Origin of the sequence: Enterococcus sp. HMSC072F02, from assembly GCF_001837725.1 — a bacterium.
GTDB lineage: Bacteria > Bacillota > Bacilli > Lactobacillales > Enterococcaceae > Enterococcus_B > Enterococcus_B lactis.
The window spans coordinates 1-14,779 of sequence record NZ_KV833905.1; the positions used below are offsets into that span (position 1 = coordinate 1).

The window sequence follows — 14,779 nt, forward strand, 5'->3', positions numbered from 1 at the left end:
TATTCTTTTTTAACGACTCAGTTATCTTATCATGTCGTTAGCAACATGTCAATAACTTTTTTGTTATGTTTTTGAAGAAATATTTCCTTCTGTCTTTTGGACAAGTAATAATATACCAACTAAATTTATCTTGGTCAACGAATTTTTTGTATTTTTTCAAGTTTTTTTCAATAAGCGATTATTCACTACTTTTCTTTCTTCATCGTTCGCTTTCGGCTCCATTAATGTCTGCAATATTTGATAACAGCTTTTGAACATTCGTTATTGTTTGTTGCTTTCTACATAGCAAAAGCTGCCTAAGGAGTCCCCTAGACAGCTTTTATTTGATTATCTCATTGTTGGGAATAGTAGAACGTCCCGAATGGATTGAGCGTCAGTTAGCAGCATCACTAATCTGTCAATCCCGATACCTAGACCACCAGTTGGTGGCATACCGTATTCTAATGCTTCCAAGAAGTCTTCGTCTACACCGTGAGCTTCATCGTTCCCTAGTTCACGTTCTTTTTCTTGTGCTTCAAATCGTTCTCTTTGATCAATTGGATCGTTTAGTTCTGTAAAGGCATTAGCAAATTCGCGTCCTACGATAAACAGTTCGAATCGGTCTGTGAATCGAGGATCTTCTGGATTTTTCTTCGCTAACGGCGAAACTTCGACTGGATGTCCGTAAACAAATGTCGGTTGTGTCAACGTTTCTTCAACAAACGTTTCAAAGAATTCATTGATAACATGTCCGACTCCCATCGCTTCTGTTACTTCTACGTTATGCTTTTCAGCTAAGGCTAATGCTTCTTCCAATGTCATTTCTTTCCAGAAATCTACACCAGTTTGTTCTTTGATTGCATCTACCATATGGATACGTTTAAAGTCGCTTTCTAAGTCAACAGCTTGTCCATCATATGTGATTTTCGCTGTCCCTAGTACTTTTTGAGCTGCGTTACGGATAATACCTTCTGTCAGATTCATTACATCATTGAAATCAGTATATGCTGTGTATGCTTCTAACATCGTAAATTCTGGATTATGCGTAGTGTCAATCCCTTCATTACGGAAAACACGACCGATTTCATAAACTTTTTCCATTCCGCCGACAATTAGTCGTTTCAAATGAAGCTCCAACGCGATACGCAAATATAAATCAATATCCAGTGCATTATGGTGCGTGATGAACGGACGAGCAGCGGCTCCACCTGCCTCATTATGCAATACTGGCGTTTCTACTTCGATATAGCCATTGCCATCTAAATAACGACGGATCTCGCTGATAATTTGGCTTCGTTTCATAAATCGGTCAAAGCTTTCGCGATTACTGATCAAATCCAAGTAGCGTTGTCTGTAGCGTTGTTCAATATTCGTCAAGCCATGGTATTTATCTGGCAGTGGACGAAGTGCTTTTGACAAAATCGTGATTTCTGAAGCTTTGATAGAAACTTCGCCTGTGTCTGTTTTCATGATTTGTCCAGTTACACCAAAGAAATCTCCAAGGTCTGCATGTTTGAATACTTCATAGGCTTCATCACCTACTTGGTCTTTTCTCACATAAATTTGAATTTGGCCTTCACGATCTTGTAGATGCGCAAATCCAGCTTTTCCTTTTCCTCGGCGAGTCATCATACGACCAGCTACACTAGCGGTCAATCCCATCTCTGCTAGTTCTTCTTTTGTTCTTGGATCAAATAGTTCATGCAATTCTTCTGAGTTGTGTGTGCGTTCAAATCTTTTTCCAAATGGATCGATTCCATCTTCACGCAATTGTTCCATTTTTTGACGACGTACAAGCATTTGATCATTTAAATCTTCTACTTGATGTTGTTGTTCCTGTGTCACAAAAGTTCCTCCATTCTCATGTTAATCTCTTTCCTATAATGCCAATGAAACACAAAAAAAGCAAGCCGAACTTGGAATTTCGGCTTGAAAATTCACGAAAAACTTAGAAATCACAACGTTTGTTTCAATAGTACTTTTTCCGTTTTTTCTACAAATTGATCCAGCAGATCATTGATTTCTTGCTGATTTTCTGTCTGATTGATTGCTACTTTCACTTTTGCTGCTCGAGGAATCCCTTTTAAATAATAAGCCGCATGTGTTCTGAATTCTCTACATGCTACTTTTTCTCCTTTGAGATCTGCTAAGCGTTGTAAATGAAGTTTAGCTGTAGCAATCTTTTCGGCTGGTGTTGGCTCAGGAATCAATTCTCCTGTTTCTAGATAATGCTGTGTACGATGAATCATCCATGGGTTTCCCAAAGCTGCCCGGCCAATCATCACACCGTCTGCACCAACATAATCAAGCATCCGTTTTGCATCTTCGGGTGTTTTGACATCCCCGTTCCCCATAAATGGGATGGTGAGATGTTTTTTTACTTCTTTTAATATTTCCCAATCTGCTTTTCCCTCATACATCTGAACCCGTGTACGCCCGTGCATAGCGATGGCACTTGCTCCAGCTGATTGTGCTGCTAATGCATTTTCTACAGCAAAGACGTGTTCTTCATCCCAACCGATACGCATCTTGACCGTTACAGGGATATCCACTGCTGAAGAAACAGCTTGGACCATTTCGTATACTTTCTCAGGATCTAAAAGCCACTTTGCCCCTGCTTCTGCTTTGATCACTTTGTTTACTGGACAGCCCATATTGATGTCTATTATATCTGCAGCTGTGTTTTCTTCGACAAATTGAGCAGCTTCAACTAGGCTGTCTTTGTTCCCGCCAAATATCTGTAAACTTAATGGATGTTCTGTTTCTTCAATGTGGAGCATCTCTAAAGTTTTTTTGTTTCTGAAATGGATACCTTGGTCACTGATCATTTCACATACGACTAAGCCTGCACCAAATTCTTTGACAGTGACTCGAAATGCTGAATTTGTTATTCCAGCCATCGGCGCAACAACGACACGATTAGGGATTTCAACATTGCCGATTTTCCATTTGTGTTCCACTTAAATTCCTCCTAAGGCTTCTTTCTTCAATCCAGTTAATTCTTCTTCACTATACTTGTATTTATTGTTACAGAAAGAGCATACCGCTTCTGCTCCATGATCTTCATCTATCATTGCTTGGATTTCTTCTGCACCTAGCGCGATAATTGCTTCTGCAAATTTTTCTTTCGAACAGTCACATTTGAATTGAATAGGCATTTTTTCTAAAACGTTCAGCTCTTCTGTATCAAGCAATCCCTTCAATATTTCTTCTGGTGTCTGTCCTTCATCTAAGAGAGTAGAGATTCTTGGTGTTGTTTTTAATTGTTCCTCAATCTTGCTGATTGTTTCTTCATCGGCACCTGGCATGATTTGAATCATGAATCCACCCGCTGTCTTGATACTGTCATCAGTATTGACCAGTACACTTAGTCCAACAGCTGAAGGGATTTGTTCTGAGATAGCGAGATAGTAAGTAAAATCTTCAGCGATTTCTCCAGAAACAATTGGCGTTTGTCCAGAAAAAGGTTCTTTTAATCCTAAATCTTTTGTGACAGTAAACATCCCTTGTGTCCCAACTGCTCCTCGCACATCGATTTTACCTTCACTATTCAAAGGAAGACTGAGATGCGGATTTTTGATGTAGCCTTTCACATCTCCCTTCCCATTTGCATCTACTACGATTCCCGCTGCTGGACCATCGCCTTGGATTCGAACAGTTAGTTTATCTTCTCCTTTAAGTGTTGCACCAAGCAGCAGACTGCCCACTAATGTTCGTCCTAAAGCAGCTGAGGACGTATGCCAAGTATCATGACGTCTTTGTGCTTCCGCTACGGTATTTGTTGCTTGAACGGCGTATGCTCGTACGAATCCGTCGTGAGCAAGTGCCTTAACCAGATAATCTTTCATTTGTTATGTACTCCTTTTTCCGTTTTTAAACTCATAGTGAATCATACTAGCAACTCCTGCTTTTTTCAACTTTGGAATGCTTCTTTTAAAAATAATTCAGAATCATCTAGAAAACAGGACATCATTCTATTTACATCTTAAATAAAGAAATCTCCCGAAAACCGGTTTTTGTTCCGGTTTTCGGGAGTCCTATCAGATCAATTGACCTATATTTTTTTATTTGTATCGATCGTCTGAATGATCATCTTCTGATTGTTGAGAATCTGAATCATGCTCTGCTTTATTTTCCTCATGCAGTTCATGTTTTGCTTCTTCAAAATCACGTTTTTCTTCTGCTTGTTTTTCAGCGTCTTTTTCTTCCAAAGCACGTTTTGCTTCTTCAAAAGTTTTCGCTTCTTTTTCGCTTGGATAATCATTTGACTCAGTACCTTCAGGCATCACACCGTGTTCGAATAACGATTTGATTGCTTTGGCATCCAATGTTTCGAATTCCAGAAGTTTTTCAGCAATCAATTTATGCTGTGCACGATGCGCTTCGATGATTTCATGAGCTTTGGCATGAGCTTCCATCAAAATCTTGCGTACTTCTTGATCAATTTCGAAAGCAACTTGTTCAGAGTAAGCTTTTGTTTGACCGTAGTCGCGGCCAACGAACACTTGATGATTGCCTTCATATTGAACGGGACCTAAACGATCGCTCATTCCATATTCTGTTACCATGCTTCGTGCTAAAGCTGTCGCTTGTTCAAAGTCATTGGAGGCACCAGTTGATTGGACATTGAAGATGATTTCTTCAGCTGTACGTCCACCAAGCAAGCCTACGATTTGTTCAAACATATCTTCTTTTGTCATCAAGAACTGATCTTCTTTTGGCAAAGCGATCATATATCCACCGGCGCGTCCGCGAGGGATAATCGTTACTTTGTGGACGACCCGAGCGCGACTTAACACTAATCCGACAATCGTATGACCAGCTTCGTGATAAGCAACCATTTCGCGTTCTTTTTTGCTGATTACACGATCTTTTTTAGCTGGACCTGCAATCACGCGATCTTCCGCTTCATCGATATCAGAAGCATCGATTTTCTTTTTATTTCTTCTAGCAGCTACTAGCGCCGCTTCGTTCAAGACGTTTTCCAAATCTGCTCCGGCAAACCCTGGAGTCTGTTGAGCAACAACTTTCAAGTCAACATCATCGGCCATCGGTTTATTCCGTGCATGGACACGTAAGATTGCTTCACGTCCTTTTACATCTGGACGGCCAACTAAAATTTGACGGTCAAAACGTCCGGGACGTAGTAACGCTGGATCTAGTACGTCAGAACGGTTAGTTGCAGCAATGACGATTACTCCTTCATTTCCGTCGAAACCATCCATTTCTACAAGCAATTGGTTCAATGTTTGTTCGCGTTCATCATGTCCGCCGCCCATACCGGCACCACGTTGACGACCTACTGCATCAATTTCATCGATGAAAATGATAGCCGGTGCGTTTTTCTTCGCTGTTTCAAACAAATCACGAACACGGCTTGCCCCGACACCGACAAACATTTCTACGAAATCAGAACCTGAGATCGAATAAAATGGTACGCCAGCTTCTCCGGCAACAGCTTTTGCTAACAAGGTTTTACCTGTTCCTGGAGGTCCTTCTAAAAGTACACCTGCCGGGATACGGGCACCTAATTCAACAAATCGGCGAGGATCTTTCAGAAATTCAACAACTTCAACTAGTTCTTGTTTTTCTTCTTCCGCACCCGCTACATCAGAAAAACGTACGCGATTAGCTTTTTTGTCTGCTTCTTTGGCTTTTGATTTACCAAAGTTCATGACACGGCCGCCACCGCCACCGCCGCCGCCTTGTTGTCCCATCATCATGTAGAAGAAAAAGATGATGATCACGATCGGCAAGAAGCTAAGCAATAACGAAACCCATACGCCGCTGCTTGATTCTTCTTTTACTGTTGTAGCAACTTTGTTTTCTTTTGCTAGTTCTGTTACTTGGCTCAATGTTGTATCATTTGGCAAAATGATTGTTGTGAAATGGGTAGTAGTCGTATCTGTTGAACCCAAGATAGCTAACCCGCCGCTGTTAGCGACTGTCTGCTGTTCCTTGTATTCACCAGTGATCTTATATACACCATTTGCAGGCTGCACTTCAAACTCTTTGATTTTGCCTGCTTGTAGTTGTTCTGTGAATTTTGAGTACTCGATATCTGACGATCGCTGGCCGTTATTACCAAAAATGAAATAAACGACCATTACCATCGCTAAGATTACGAGGACATAATACAAGGCATTTTTCATCATGCCATTGTTCTTTTTGTTCATAGTTGCCCTCCCTAAGCGTCAATTTAATTTAACAGTTTTTTATCAATCCTGACCATTCTATTGTACCATAATTTAATTGAGATACAGCATTAATTTGATTGATAAACACTAGGTTTCAATACACCGATGTACGGAAGGTTACGATATGCTTCTGCATAATCCAGGCCATAACCGACAACAAATTCATTTGGTACGTTGAACCCAACATAATCTGCTTCGATGTTTACTACTCTTCCTTCGGGTTTGTCAAGTAGTGTAACGATTTTGACTGATTTAGCTTTGCGGTATTTGAAAAGATCCACTAAATAAGCGAGTGTTCTTCCGCTGTCAATGATATCTTCAACGATCAACAGATCGCGACCTTCTACATTTGTATCCAAGTCTTTGACGATTTTTACTTCCCCTGACGAGACTGTTGCATTCCCGTAGCTTGAAACATCCATGAAATCCAATTCCAAATACGTATCGATAGAACGAACGATATCTGCCATGAATGGTACCGCTCCTTTTAAGACACCTACTACTAGGGGATTGGTGTTTTGGTAAATTTCTGTTAACTCTTTGCCTAGTTCTTTGCAACGAATTTTTATCTCTTCTTGTGAGATCAAAATTCTCTCAATATCCTTTTCCAACATCAGGTTCTCCTTCCAATTGCTTCTTTTTGATATTTGTAAAGAAGTATGTAGTGTATTTTATCAGTTTCTTCACGAATACTCAAATATGAAAAGGCAAAAGGTATCAAGCTATATATATTTCTTTTGGCATCTGTAATGATCCAAGCATGCTGCCTTTGTGAATTAGGTACTTTCTGATCGATAAAATATCTAGATACTTTTTTTGTAAGTTTCTCCGTTAATTGAATACGGTCTCCTGCTTTTCTTTTTTCGACATATAGTTGCACATCGGCGGGAACCCAAATGTCATGAGAAAACAGAGACCATGAATCTGTTGCTTTGATGTCCTCTGAATGTTCAGGTTTGAGCAGACCAATCCATTCTGTTTCGTTCAACTGTATCCCTTGTTCTGGAATAAGCAACAAGCGCTGATCTTCTGTCTGAGCAGTGGCTTGTTTTTCTTTTTTAGCGAGTACAACAAAATGGTACTCTCTTTTCAGTACCCAGTTGCTGCCGATGCTAAGCTGCCATTGACTTTTTTTCTGTTGCCACTGCTCTAAAATCGATGTCATTTGCTGCTCTTTCAAAATGACCCCTGTTTCTGAGAATACTTTGTCGAAGAAGGAGTGGAAAAAATAGTATCGTTCCGCTTCTTCCATTTTTTCTATCATTTCTGCTGAAAATTGAAATCGATCCTTTAACTGTTCGACTTCCTTTTCGATTAACTGCCCCATACATTTTTGAATGACTTGGTCTGCCCATTGAATCTGTTGCGAAAACTGCTGAAAATGTCTCATCACCTGGGTGTTTTCTTGTTTTAACTGAGGAACAACCAAATGGCGAAGCCGATTTCTTTGGACATCTAATAATTGGTTCGTCTGATCCTCAAAGTAAACAAGCTGTGATTCTGCTGCATAAGCATATAATTCTTCTTTACTGAAACTCAGCAATGGACGAACAAGCCTGCCCGTAGCAAATGGTTGTACTTCTTTGATTCCAGAAAAAGTACTTAACTGTCCTCCACGAATGATTTTCATCAACACCGTCTCGATTTGATCATCTCCATGATGAGCAGTCATCAACGTATCATATTGTTCTTCTTCCATCACGCGAGTGAATGCTTGATAACGAAAGTTACGGGCTGCTGTTTCTATGGCCGTTTTGGCCGGATCTTCCCAAACACTTACATATAAAGGGAGATTCTTCTTTTCACAATATGAGCGAAGATAAGCAGCTTCTTCTGCTGATTCTTCTCTCAATTGGTGATTGATATGGACGACGCCCAAAGAAAAACCGATTTGGCGTTGCGCTTGCAAAAGCAAGTGGAGCAAAACCATCGAATCAACCCCACCTGATACCGCTGCTAAAATCCTTGATTCTTTTTGCCAGAATCTTTGTTCATTCCCGTGCCGAATAAATGACTGCTGCAATAGCGGTACTTTTTTACCGTCTTTTTCAACGCTCATTCTTTCCACACCCTTTCTTCCTAAAAAAAGAGAGCGGGAAAACGTCTAAAACGACAATTAACCTGCCCTCTGTTGATACTCTGACTAAAATAGTCGCATCATCATTATTTTCAGCTTTATTAGCTGCGGCGTCCGCCACGACCACCGCGTTTTCCTTCTGTGTTTCGCTTCAATGAAGATAAGCGGTCATCGCTATCTTTCAAAAATGAACTCATCAATGAATCGAAGTCTTCTTTTTGAGCTGAAGGCTGACTGCGAGAAAAAGATTTTTTCTGTGCTGGACGATTGCGGTTGTCACGGGAATCTTTTTGTTGAAATTTTTTAGGACGGCTTTCTTCTCCAGATTCTACAGGTTGTTCCTGCGCTTTGCGGATAGATAGTCCGATTTTCCCATCATCATTTACTGAAATAACTTTGACTGTTACTTCATCTCCTACACTTAAAACATCATGGATGTCTTTTACATATCCATTTGACACTTCGCTAATATGAACTAGACCCGTTTTTCCAGCACCTAGATCAATAAACGCACCAAAATTTGTAATTCCTGATACTTTTCCTTGCAGTTTTGCTCCTACCTCGATTGACATAAAAAAAATGTTCCTCCTAATTATTTCCCTTTTTTATATTCCTGCTTATTTTGCAGTTGTAGAACTAGTTGATTGATCTGTTTCATTTGTCGAGCTGTCTGTATTTGATTCTAATATAGGATAAACTTTTTCACCGTCTTTTGAGTAAAAGAATTTGCTTCTGGCAAGTTTAGCTACATATTCATCATCTTTCAGCAATGAAACATCTTGGTGCAGCTGATCAACGTCTGCGTTGACTTCTTTCATTTCAGCATTTGCTTCGACTCTCAATTCGTTCAATTGATGCATCCTTTGCATATCATGGAAAATCTGCACACCTATTATCGCGAAAATGACCAAAGCACCAACAAAAATTGCAGCCAGTCTGCGTCTTCGAAAAATCAGTTGTCGTTGTTGTTGCTGAAATTCAGCATACTTTTTCTTTGCATATTCCGTATCTAGCGCAGCGATTTTATTGCTTTTTTTCGTCACTTGGATTCGCTCCAATCTTTTTTGATTGTCTTTCTCATTATACCAATATCATGAAAGCTTGTCTAATCTATTTCTCTAGTGTTTCTGTGCGATTTTCAAAAATAATTTCGTACATTTTTTGTGCATCTTCTTTTTTGGTCGATTCATGTAATTCCGTAATTTTCACTTCCAATGTTTTGTTGCCGAACTGGACTTTCAAAATGTCGCCTACTTTGACGTCACTGGAAGATTTTGCCAATTTTCCGTTGATTTGGATCCTTCCTTTATCAGCCACTTCTTTTGCTACTGATCGTCTTTTGATGATTCGGGATATTTTTAAAAATTTGTCTAATCGCATATCTTATTCCTCACTTTTTGATTTTTTTGTTTAATCGTAGAATTTTCTTACCAAATGGCAACATGAGCCACTCTCTTACTGTAAACAGACGGAGACGAATCACTGCATAAATGAACACAGATGCGCCAACCCCAACGCCTATCACACTGACAAAAAAAGCAGTGGAACGATGAGTTACAGGACCAAACACTATATTCAATACACCATAATACAGCAGCAGGACTGCTGTCATACAAAGAAGGCTGATAATCAACTTCCGCCCAAAATGTCGTTCTTTCCAAAAAGCATTTAGCTCTTTCGTTTCGATTCGGACAAAATACCAAAGCGTCACACCTAATCCTAAAAGGGTAGACAGGCTTGCTCCGGCTGTTCCTAATAAACCAGTTAGAAAAGAAGTAGTCAATCCTTTTACCAAGAGCCCCCATCCTGCTCCTTTTAAAGAAGGGCGAAAAGAGTTCTTGCTTTGAGCAATACTTTGATAGGCTTGGATGACTGCAGTAAAAGCAATGGAAAAAACAAACAATACAAGCGCTGCATTTCCTGCATAATCTTTAAACAACGCATAATTGATATAAGGAAGCAGTAAGGCTAATCCTAAAGATGCAGCTAATGCCAAAGCGGTCGTCAATCTAAGATAGATTTTGGCTGTCTGCAAAAACTGACGATAGATCCGATTGGTCAAATGACGGGTCAATGCAGGCAGAAATGTCGCACTTAATGCGGTGGCAATCACTAAACCTAATTGAACCAAAGGCTGCCCTCGGTCATAGACCCCTTTTGCTATCTTCGCACCATATTCCGATAGACCGTAAACTTCCAAAGCATTTTTTACAAAGAAAGAGTCGATCAGCTGAAAAAAGATGAGTAATCCGCTATAAATCGAAACCAGACCGCCTTCTACTAGAAAGCGTCGGATCAAAGATTTTGGTGGCTGTTTGAATAATGGGAACCGGCGGAAGCTTAATACTCCTCCATGAATCTTTTGTTCATAGTAGTGAAGGATTCCATATGCGCATAACCCGCCAAAAACGGCTCCACTCATCGCTGCCGTCACTGTTTGGTACACCGTCCATCCGAGCTTTCTAAAAGCAAATGCACTACAGACGATTACAGAAACACGAACGAACTGCTCAACTACTTGAGAAACTGCCGTTGGTTCCATCAAAAATCTTCCTTGAAAATTCCCTCGATAAAAAGATAAACCAGGCATCAGCAAAAAGGTAAAAGAAACTACTTGGATCAGTGGTTTCAATTGTATATCCCCCATCATCCAAGCAATCCAACTGCTAAATGAAAAGACAAACAGCCACAGAAAGACGCCTGTCCAAAACACCAAGGGATAAAGACTTTGCAAAGCTTGCTTTCGCTCGAAAGGATTCTTTCTTTCTGCAACGTACTTTGATATGAACTGCGGAAGACCTGATAAAGCTAAAGTCATTGCTATACCATAAATTGGATAAACTTGCTGATAAACATAAAAACCTTCGTCGCCGACTAAGTTTTGGAGGGGAATTCGGTAAAGGGCACTTAATACTTTTGCTATGAAAGAAGCAATCGTCAGTACAAATGCTCCTTGCATGACGCGCCGCATTTCTTTATGATCCAAATCGTTGCTCCTTCCTACGCTGACAGATATTTTTGCTCACGCAATGCTTTGACAAACTTTTGGATTTCCTGAAGCCACACTGCTTCTTCCATTTGGTTTGGAATCGTCAAGCGTATCACCATCTGTTCTTTTTCAACGCCTAGACTGGCTTTTAGTTTCGTCGCCGTTAGCGCTTCGAATAATTGTTCCACGCTGTAGCGTTTCGTTCCAACTTTGCTTAGAGTAAAGACGATATGCGGCTCCTGTTTCCTTATCGTTTCCAAGAGCGCTCGATCGCCATCCATTTTAATCTGTCCGATTGTCAGGAGGTGTGCTACTTCTTCTGGGTATTCTCCAAAACGGTCGAGCAGATCATCTTCCAGTTCATCTAGCATTTCTTGCGAATCAAGTTCACGAATTCGTTTATAGATCTCGATTTTCTGCCGCTGATCTGCCACGTATGTTTCAGGTAGATATGCGTCAACACCGAGGTCGATCTCAACAGTGGTCTTCTCCACTTGACTATTCTTTCCTTGTTTACGAGACACTGCTTCGCTCAGCATTTGAGAATACATATCGAAACCGACTGCATCAATAAATCCATGTTGCTGAGCACCTAAGAGATTACCTGCACCGCGAATGGAAAGATCACGCATCGCAATTTTGAATCCAGATCCCAGTTCTGTAAAATCTTTGATTGCCTGAAGACGCTTTTCACTGACTTCATTAAGGATCTTCTGCTGCTCATACATAAAGTAAGCATATGCGACGCGGCTACTTCTTCCTACCCGTCCGCGTAATTGATATAACGTGGATAAACCCATATAATCAGCGTTCTCAACAAACAATGTATTTGCGTTCGGGATATCCACTCCTGTTTCAATGATGGTCGTAGTGACAAGAACATCATACTGACCTTCAATAAATTCAAAGAGCGTATTTTCTAATTGCGCCTCTGTCATTTGTCCATGAGCATAGCCGATCCGCGCTTCCGGAACGAGTTCTTGGATTTCTTCTACTTTTTGTTCGATCGTTTCTACTCGATTATATAAATAGAATACTTGTCCACCTCGTCCCATTTCTCGATGGATTGCTTCGCGGATAGCCCCAGGATTTTTTTCCATAACATATGTTTGGATCGGATAACGATTCGCAGGCGGTGTTTCGATTACTGAAAGATCTCGCACGCCTAGCATCGACATATGCAAAGTTCTCGGAATCGGTGTTGCTGTCAGAGTCAAAACATCCACTTGTGCACGTAACTGTTTCAATCGTTCTTTATGTTTTACACCAAAACGTTGTTCTTCGTCAATGATCAATAGACCCAAATCGCTAAATTCAATATCTTTTGACAAGATTCGATGGGTTCCTACAACAATATCAACTTGACCTGTGCGCAGTTGTTCGATGGTTTCTTTTTGTTGCTTTCTTGTTCTGAAACGACTTAATAGCCCGATATTTACGGGGAAACCTTCAAATCTTTCCAGCATCGTTTCATAGTGCTGCTGTGCCAAGATCGTTGTTGGAACTAAAAAGGCTACTTGTTTGCTTTCCTTTATCGCTTTAAAGGCCGCTCGAAGCGCTACTTCTGTTTTCCCATAACCAACATCACCTACGAGTAGTCGATCCATTGGTTTTTCTTTTTCCATATCCCGCTTGATCTCCGCTGCACTTCTCAACTGGTCGTCTGTTTCAGAATAAGGGAAAGCATTTTCAAATTCTTTTTGGTAGGCGTCATCAGGACCAAAAGCATATCCTTTTTCTGATTCTCTTGCTGCGTATAGTTTGATTAAATCGTCAGCGATATCTTCGATTTTCGAAGATACTTTTCGTTTAGTTTTCGTCCATTCACTTCCGCCTAACTTATTGATGCGAGGTGCTTTGGCTTCCGAGGCGACATATTTTTGGATCAGATTCAGTTGAGTAACAGGAATAAACAGTTTGTCGTCGTTTTGATACAAAATAGTCATATAGTCTTGGTGAACGCCATCTACTTCTAGCGTTTCCATCCCAATGTATTTCCCGATACCATGATTGGCATGGACAACGTAATCTCCTGCTTTTAACTCATTATAGCTTTTCAATCGCTCTGCGTTTGTTACTGTTTGTCGTCTCGTTTGTTTTTTCGTCGTTTTTTGGAAAATTTCTTTTTCTGTGATAGCTACTATTTTTTCTTGAGGAAGTTCAAAACCAGCCTGCAAAGCTCCTTCAACTAATTGTACCTGTCCTCTGATCAATGCATTTTTTTCTGTTTCTACTACTAATATATCTTCATCTCGAAGCATTTGTTCTGCTTTACGTATTCTGTCCTTTGTCGGAATAAAGATCACAACAGTCTGTTTTTGCTTGCGCCAACGATCCATTTCTGTTTTCAGCAATGGCATTTGTCCGAAGAACTGTTGCATCGTCCGATAGTGAAAATTATGGATTGCTTGGAAACGAAGATTTCCCATCCCTTTTTGGAAGAGTGAGAAAAAGGTTGTAGTAAATTTTTCCTTTTGAACGATTCTTTGTACATCTGCTGAAAATGACTGCTCAGAAAAAACCCGCAATTCGCTGATTTTTTGAGTATGCCATTCTGCCGCTTCCCTTTCGATTTCCCGATTTGTTTCCATGATCCGCTGGTAATCATCAACGACTAGTAAACTATTTGAAGGAAAATAATCCAAGATCGTTACAAATTCTTGGTAAAGAAGATCTGAGTAGAATTTTGCTTCTTCTGTCGGGATACCTGCTTGCCAACTTGAAGTCATCTGACCGAAGTAATCTTGTAAAAACTCGCGGTCTGCTTCTTCTGTGGTCGCAGCAAGCCGTTTTTCTAGCATTTTTTGCATTTGCTCTATTCCATGTTCCAGATCCTCTGGTCCATAGACTTGTTCACTCGTTGGAGAAACCCAGATTTCTTCCGTTTTTTCGATTGAACGTTGTGTTTCTGCTTCAAAATACCGCATAGAATCTATCTCTACATCAAATAATTCTACACGAATAGGATAGTTTGTTGTTAATGGGTAAATATCGACGATGCTTCCTCGAATACTGAATTCTCCGGGTTTTGCGACCATTTCTTCTCGTACATAGCCCATCAAAGTCAATTGGCGAGGAAGATTTTCCACATCTATCTCATCACCAACATGCCAATTCAATTGCGCCTGTAGCCAAGTTTTCTTATTCGGCAGCCGCTTGTGCAAAGCTGCGACTGGCAACAAATAGATACCTGCTTTTTTTTCTTGAAGTGCGTTGAGCGTTGCGACTCTCTCGCCTCGCGCTTCTGGAGAAGAAAAGGCCATTTCAGCAGAAAGCACTTCATCCACTGGAAATAAATGGATCTGATCCTGCGGAATCACATGTTGCAGATCTTCTGCTAACTGATTGGCATAATACAAATTTGGCATCAGAATGATCATATTTTTATTTGTTTTCTTAAATGCTCGAGCAAATAGAAGCGTCTTCGCTGAGCCAGCTAATCCTGTGATTAGTTGTCTAGGCATTTTTTCTTCTAAATTGCTGATCCATTCTTTTACTTGCGGATCTTTTCCGACTAATTGAATGATATCCATTCCT

General features: G+C 40.3%; 11 protein-coding genes. All 11 read right to left on the minus strand.

The genetic code is table 11. The features are described from left to right. Positions 1–327: 327 nt before the first annotated feature. On the minus strand, positions 328–1,824 hold the full coding sequence (gene lysS, locus HMPREF2731_RS02320; RefSeq protein ID WP_002290948.1) for a lysine--tRNA ligase: 1,497 nt from the start codon (positions 1,822–1,824) through the stop codon (positions 328–330). 110 nt (positions 1,825–1,934) lie between these two features. Then, the gene (dusB, locus tag HMPREF2731_RS02325; protein WP_002290947.1) at positions 1,935–2,939 is read right to left on the minus strand and encodes a tRNA dihydrouridine synthase DusB; all 1,005 of its coding nucleotides are present in this window, start codon (positions 2,937–2,939) and stop codon (positions 1,935–1,937) included. After that, the gene (hslO, locus tag HMPREF2731_RS02330) at positions 2,940–3,827 is read right to left on the minus strand and encodes an Hsp33 family molecular chaperone HslO (protein WP_070872254.1); all 888 of its coding nucleotides are present in this window, start codon (positions 3,825–3,827) and stop codon (positions 2,940–2,942) included. It lies immediately after the preceding gene. 216 nt (positions 3,828–4,043) lie between these two features. Then, positions 4,044–6,155 (minus strand): ATP-dependent zinc metalloprotease FtsH, encoded by a 2,112-nt coding sequence (ftsH, locus tag HMPREF2731_RS02335; protein WP_002290943.1) that lies wholly within the window; start codon positions 6,153–6,155, stop codon positions 4,044–4,046. Between the two features lie 89 nt (positions 6,156–6,244). Further along, positions 6,245–6,790, minus strand: coding sequence for a hypoxanthine phosphoribosyltransferase (gene hpt, locus HMPREF2731_RS02340; RefSeq protein ID WP_002290941.1), 546 nt, complete (start codon positions 6,788–6,790; stop codon positions 6,245–6,247). Further along, complete coding sequence (gene tilS / locus HMPREF2731_RS02345; protein ID WP_016629107.1) at positions 6,790–8,235, minus strand: tRNA lysidine(34) synthetase TilS; 1,446 nt, start codon at positions 8,233–8,235, stop codon at positions 6,790–6,792. Before tilS ends, hpt begins: the two co-directional genes overlap by 1 nt. 119 nt (positions 8,236–8,354) lie before the next feature. Continuing rightward, positions 8,355–8,825, minus strand: a complete 471-nt coding sequence (locus HMPREF2731_RS02350) for a S1 domain-containing RNA-binding protein (protein ID WP_002290937.1) — start codon at positions 8,823–8,825, stop codon at positions 8,355–8,357. Between the two features lie 45 nt (positions 8,826–8,870). After that, entirely contained in the window at positions 8,871–9,296 is a 426-nt protein-coding gene (locus tag HMPREF2731_RS02355; protein ID WP_002290936.1) for an FtsB family cell division protein, read from the minus strand. Positions 9,297–9,363: 67 nt separating this feature from the next. Then, positions 9,364–9,633 carry an RNA-binding S4 domain-containing protein gene (locus HMPREF2731_RS02360; protein WP_070872256.1) on the minus strand — a complete coding sequence of 90 codons (270 nt, stop codon included), beginning with the start codon at positions 9,631–9,633 and terminating at the stop codon, positions 9,364–9,366. A gap of 10 nt (positions 9,634–9,643) precedes the next feature. Beyond that, a complete protein-coding gene (locus HMPREF2731_RS02365) occupies positions 9,644–11,239 on the minus strand; it encodes a putative polysaccharide biosynthesis protein (RefSeq protein WP_083325461.1) in 1,596 nt (531 codons plus the stop codon). 14 nt (positions 11,240–11,253) lie between these two features. Next, positions 11,254–14,775 carry a transcription-repair coupling factor gene (gene mfd / locus HMPREF2731_RS02370; protein WP_002290931.1) on the minus strand — a complete coding sequence of 1,174 codons (3,522 nt, stop codon included), beginning with the start codon at positions 14,773–14,775 and terminating at the stop codon, positions 11,254–11,256. Positions 14,776–14,779: the final 4 nt, after the last annotated feature.

Excerpts from the sequence above, each read along its gene's own strand:
- hslO (WP_070872254.1), bottom strand. The coding sequence starts at position 3,827 with ATGAAAGATTATCTGGTTAAGGCACTTGCTCACGACGGATTCGTACGA.
- ftsH (WP_002290943.1), bottom strand. The coding sequence starts at position 6,155 with ATGAACAAAAAGAACAATGGCATGATGAAAAATGCCTTGTATTATGTC.
- hpt (WP_002290941.1), bottom strand. The coding sequence starts at position 6,790 with ATGTTGGAAAAGGATATTGAGAGAATTTTGATCTCACAAGAAGAGATA.
- tilS (WP_016629107.1), bottom strand. The coding sequence starts at position 8,235 with ATGAGCGTTGAAAAAGACGGTAAAAAAGTACCGCTATTGCAGCAGTCA.
- HMPREF2731_RS02350 (WP_002290937.1), bottom strand. The coding sequence starts at position 8,825 with ATGTCAATCGAGGTAGGAGCAAAACTGCAAGGAAAAGTATCAGGAATT.
- HMPREF2731_RS02360 (WP_070872256.1), bottom strand. The coding sequence starts at position 9,633 with ATGCGATTAGACAAATTTTTAAAAATATCCCGAATCATCAAAAGACGA.
- mfd (WP_002290931.1), bottom strand. The coding sequence starts at position 14,775 with ATGGATATCATTCAATTAGTCGGAAAAGATCCGCAAGTAAAAGAATGG.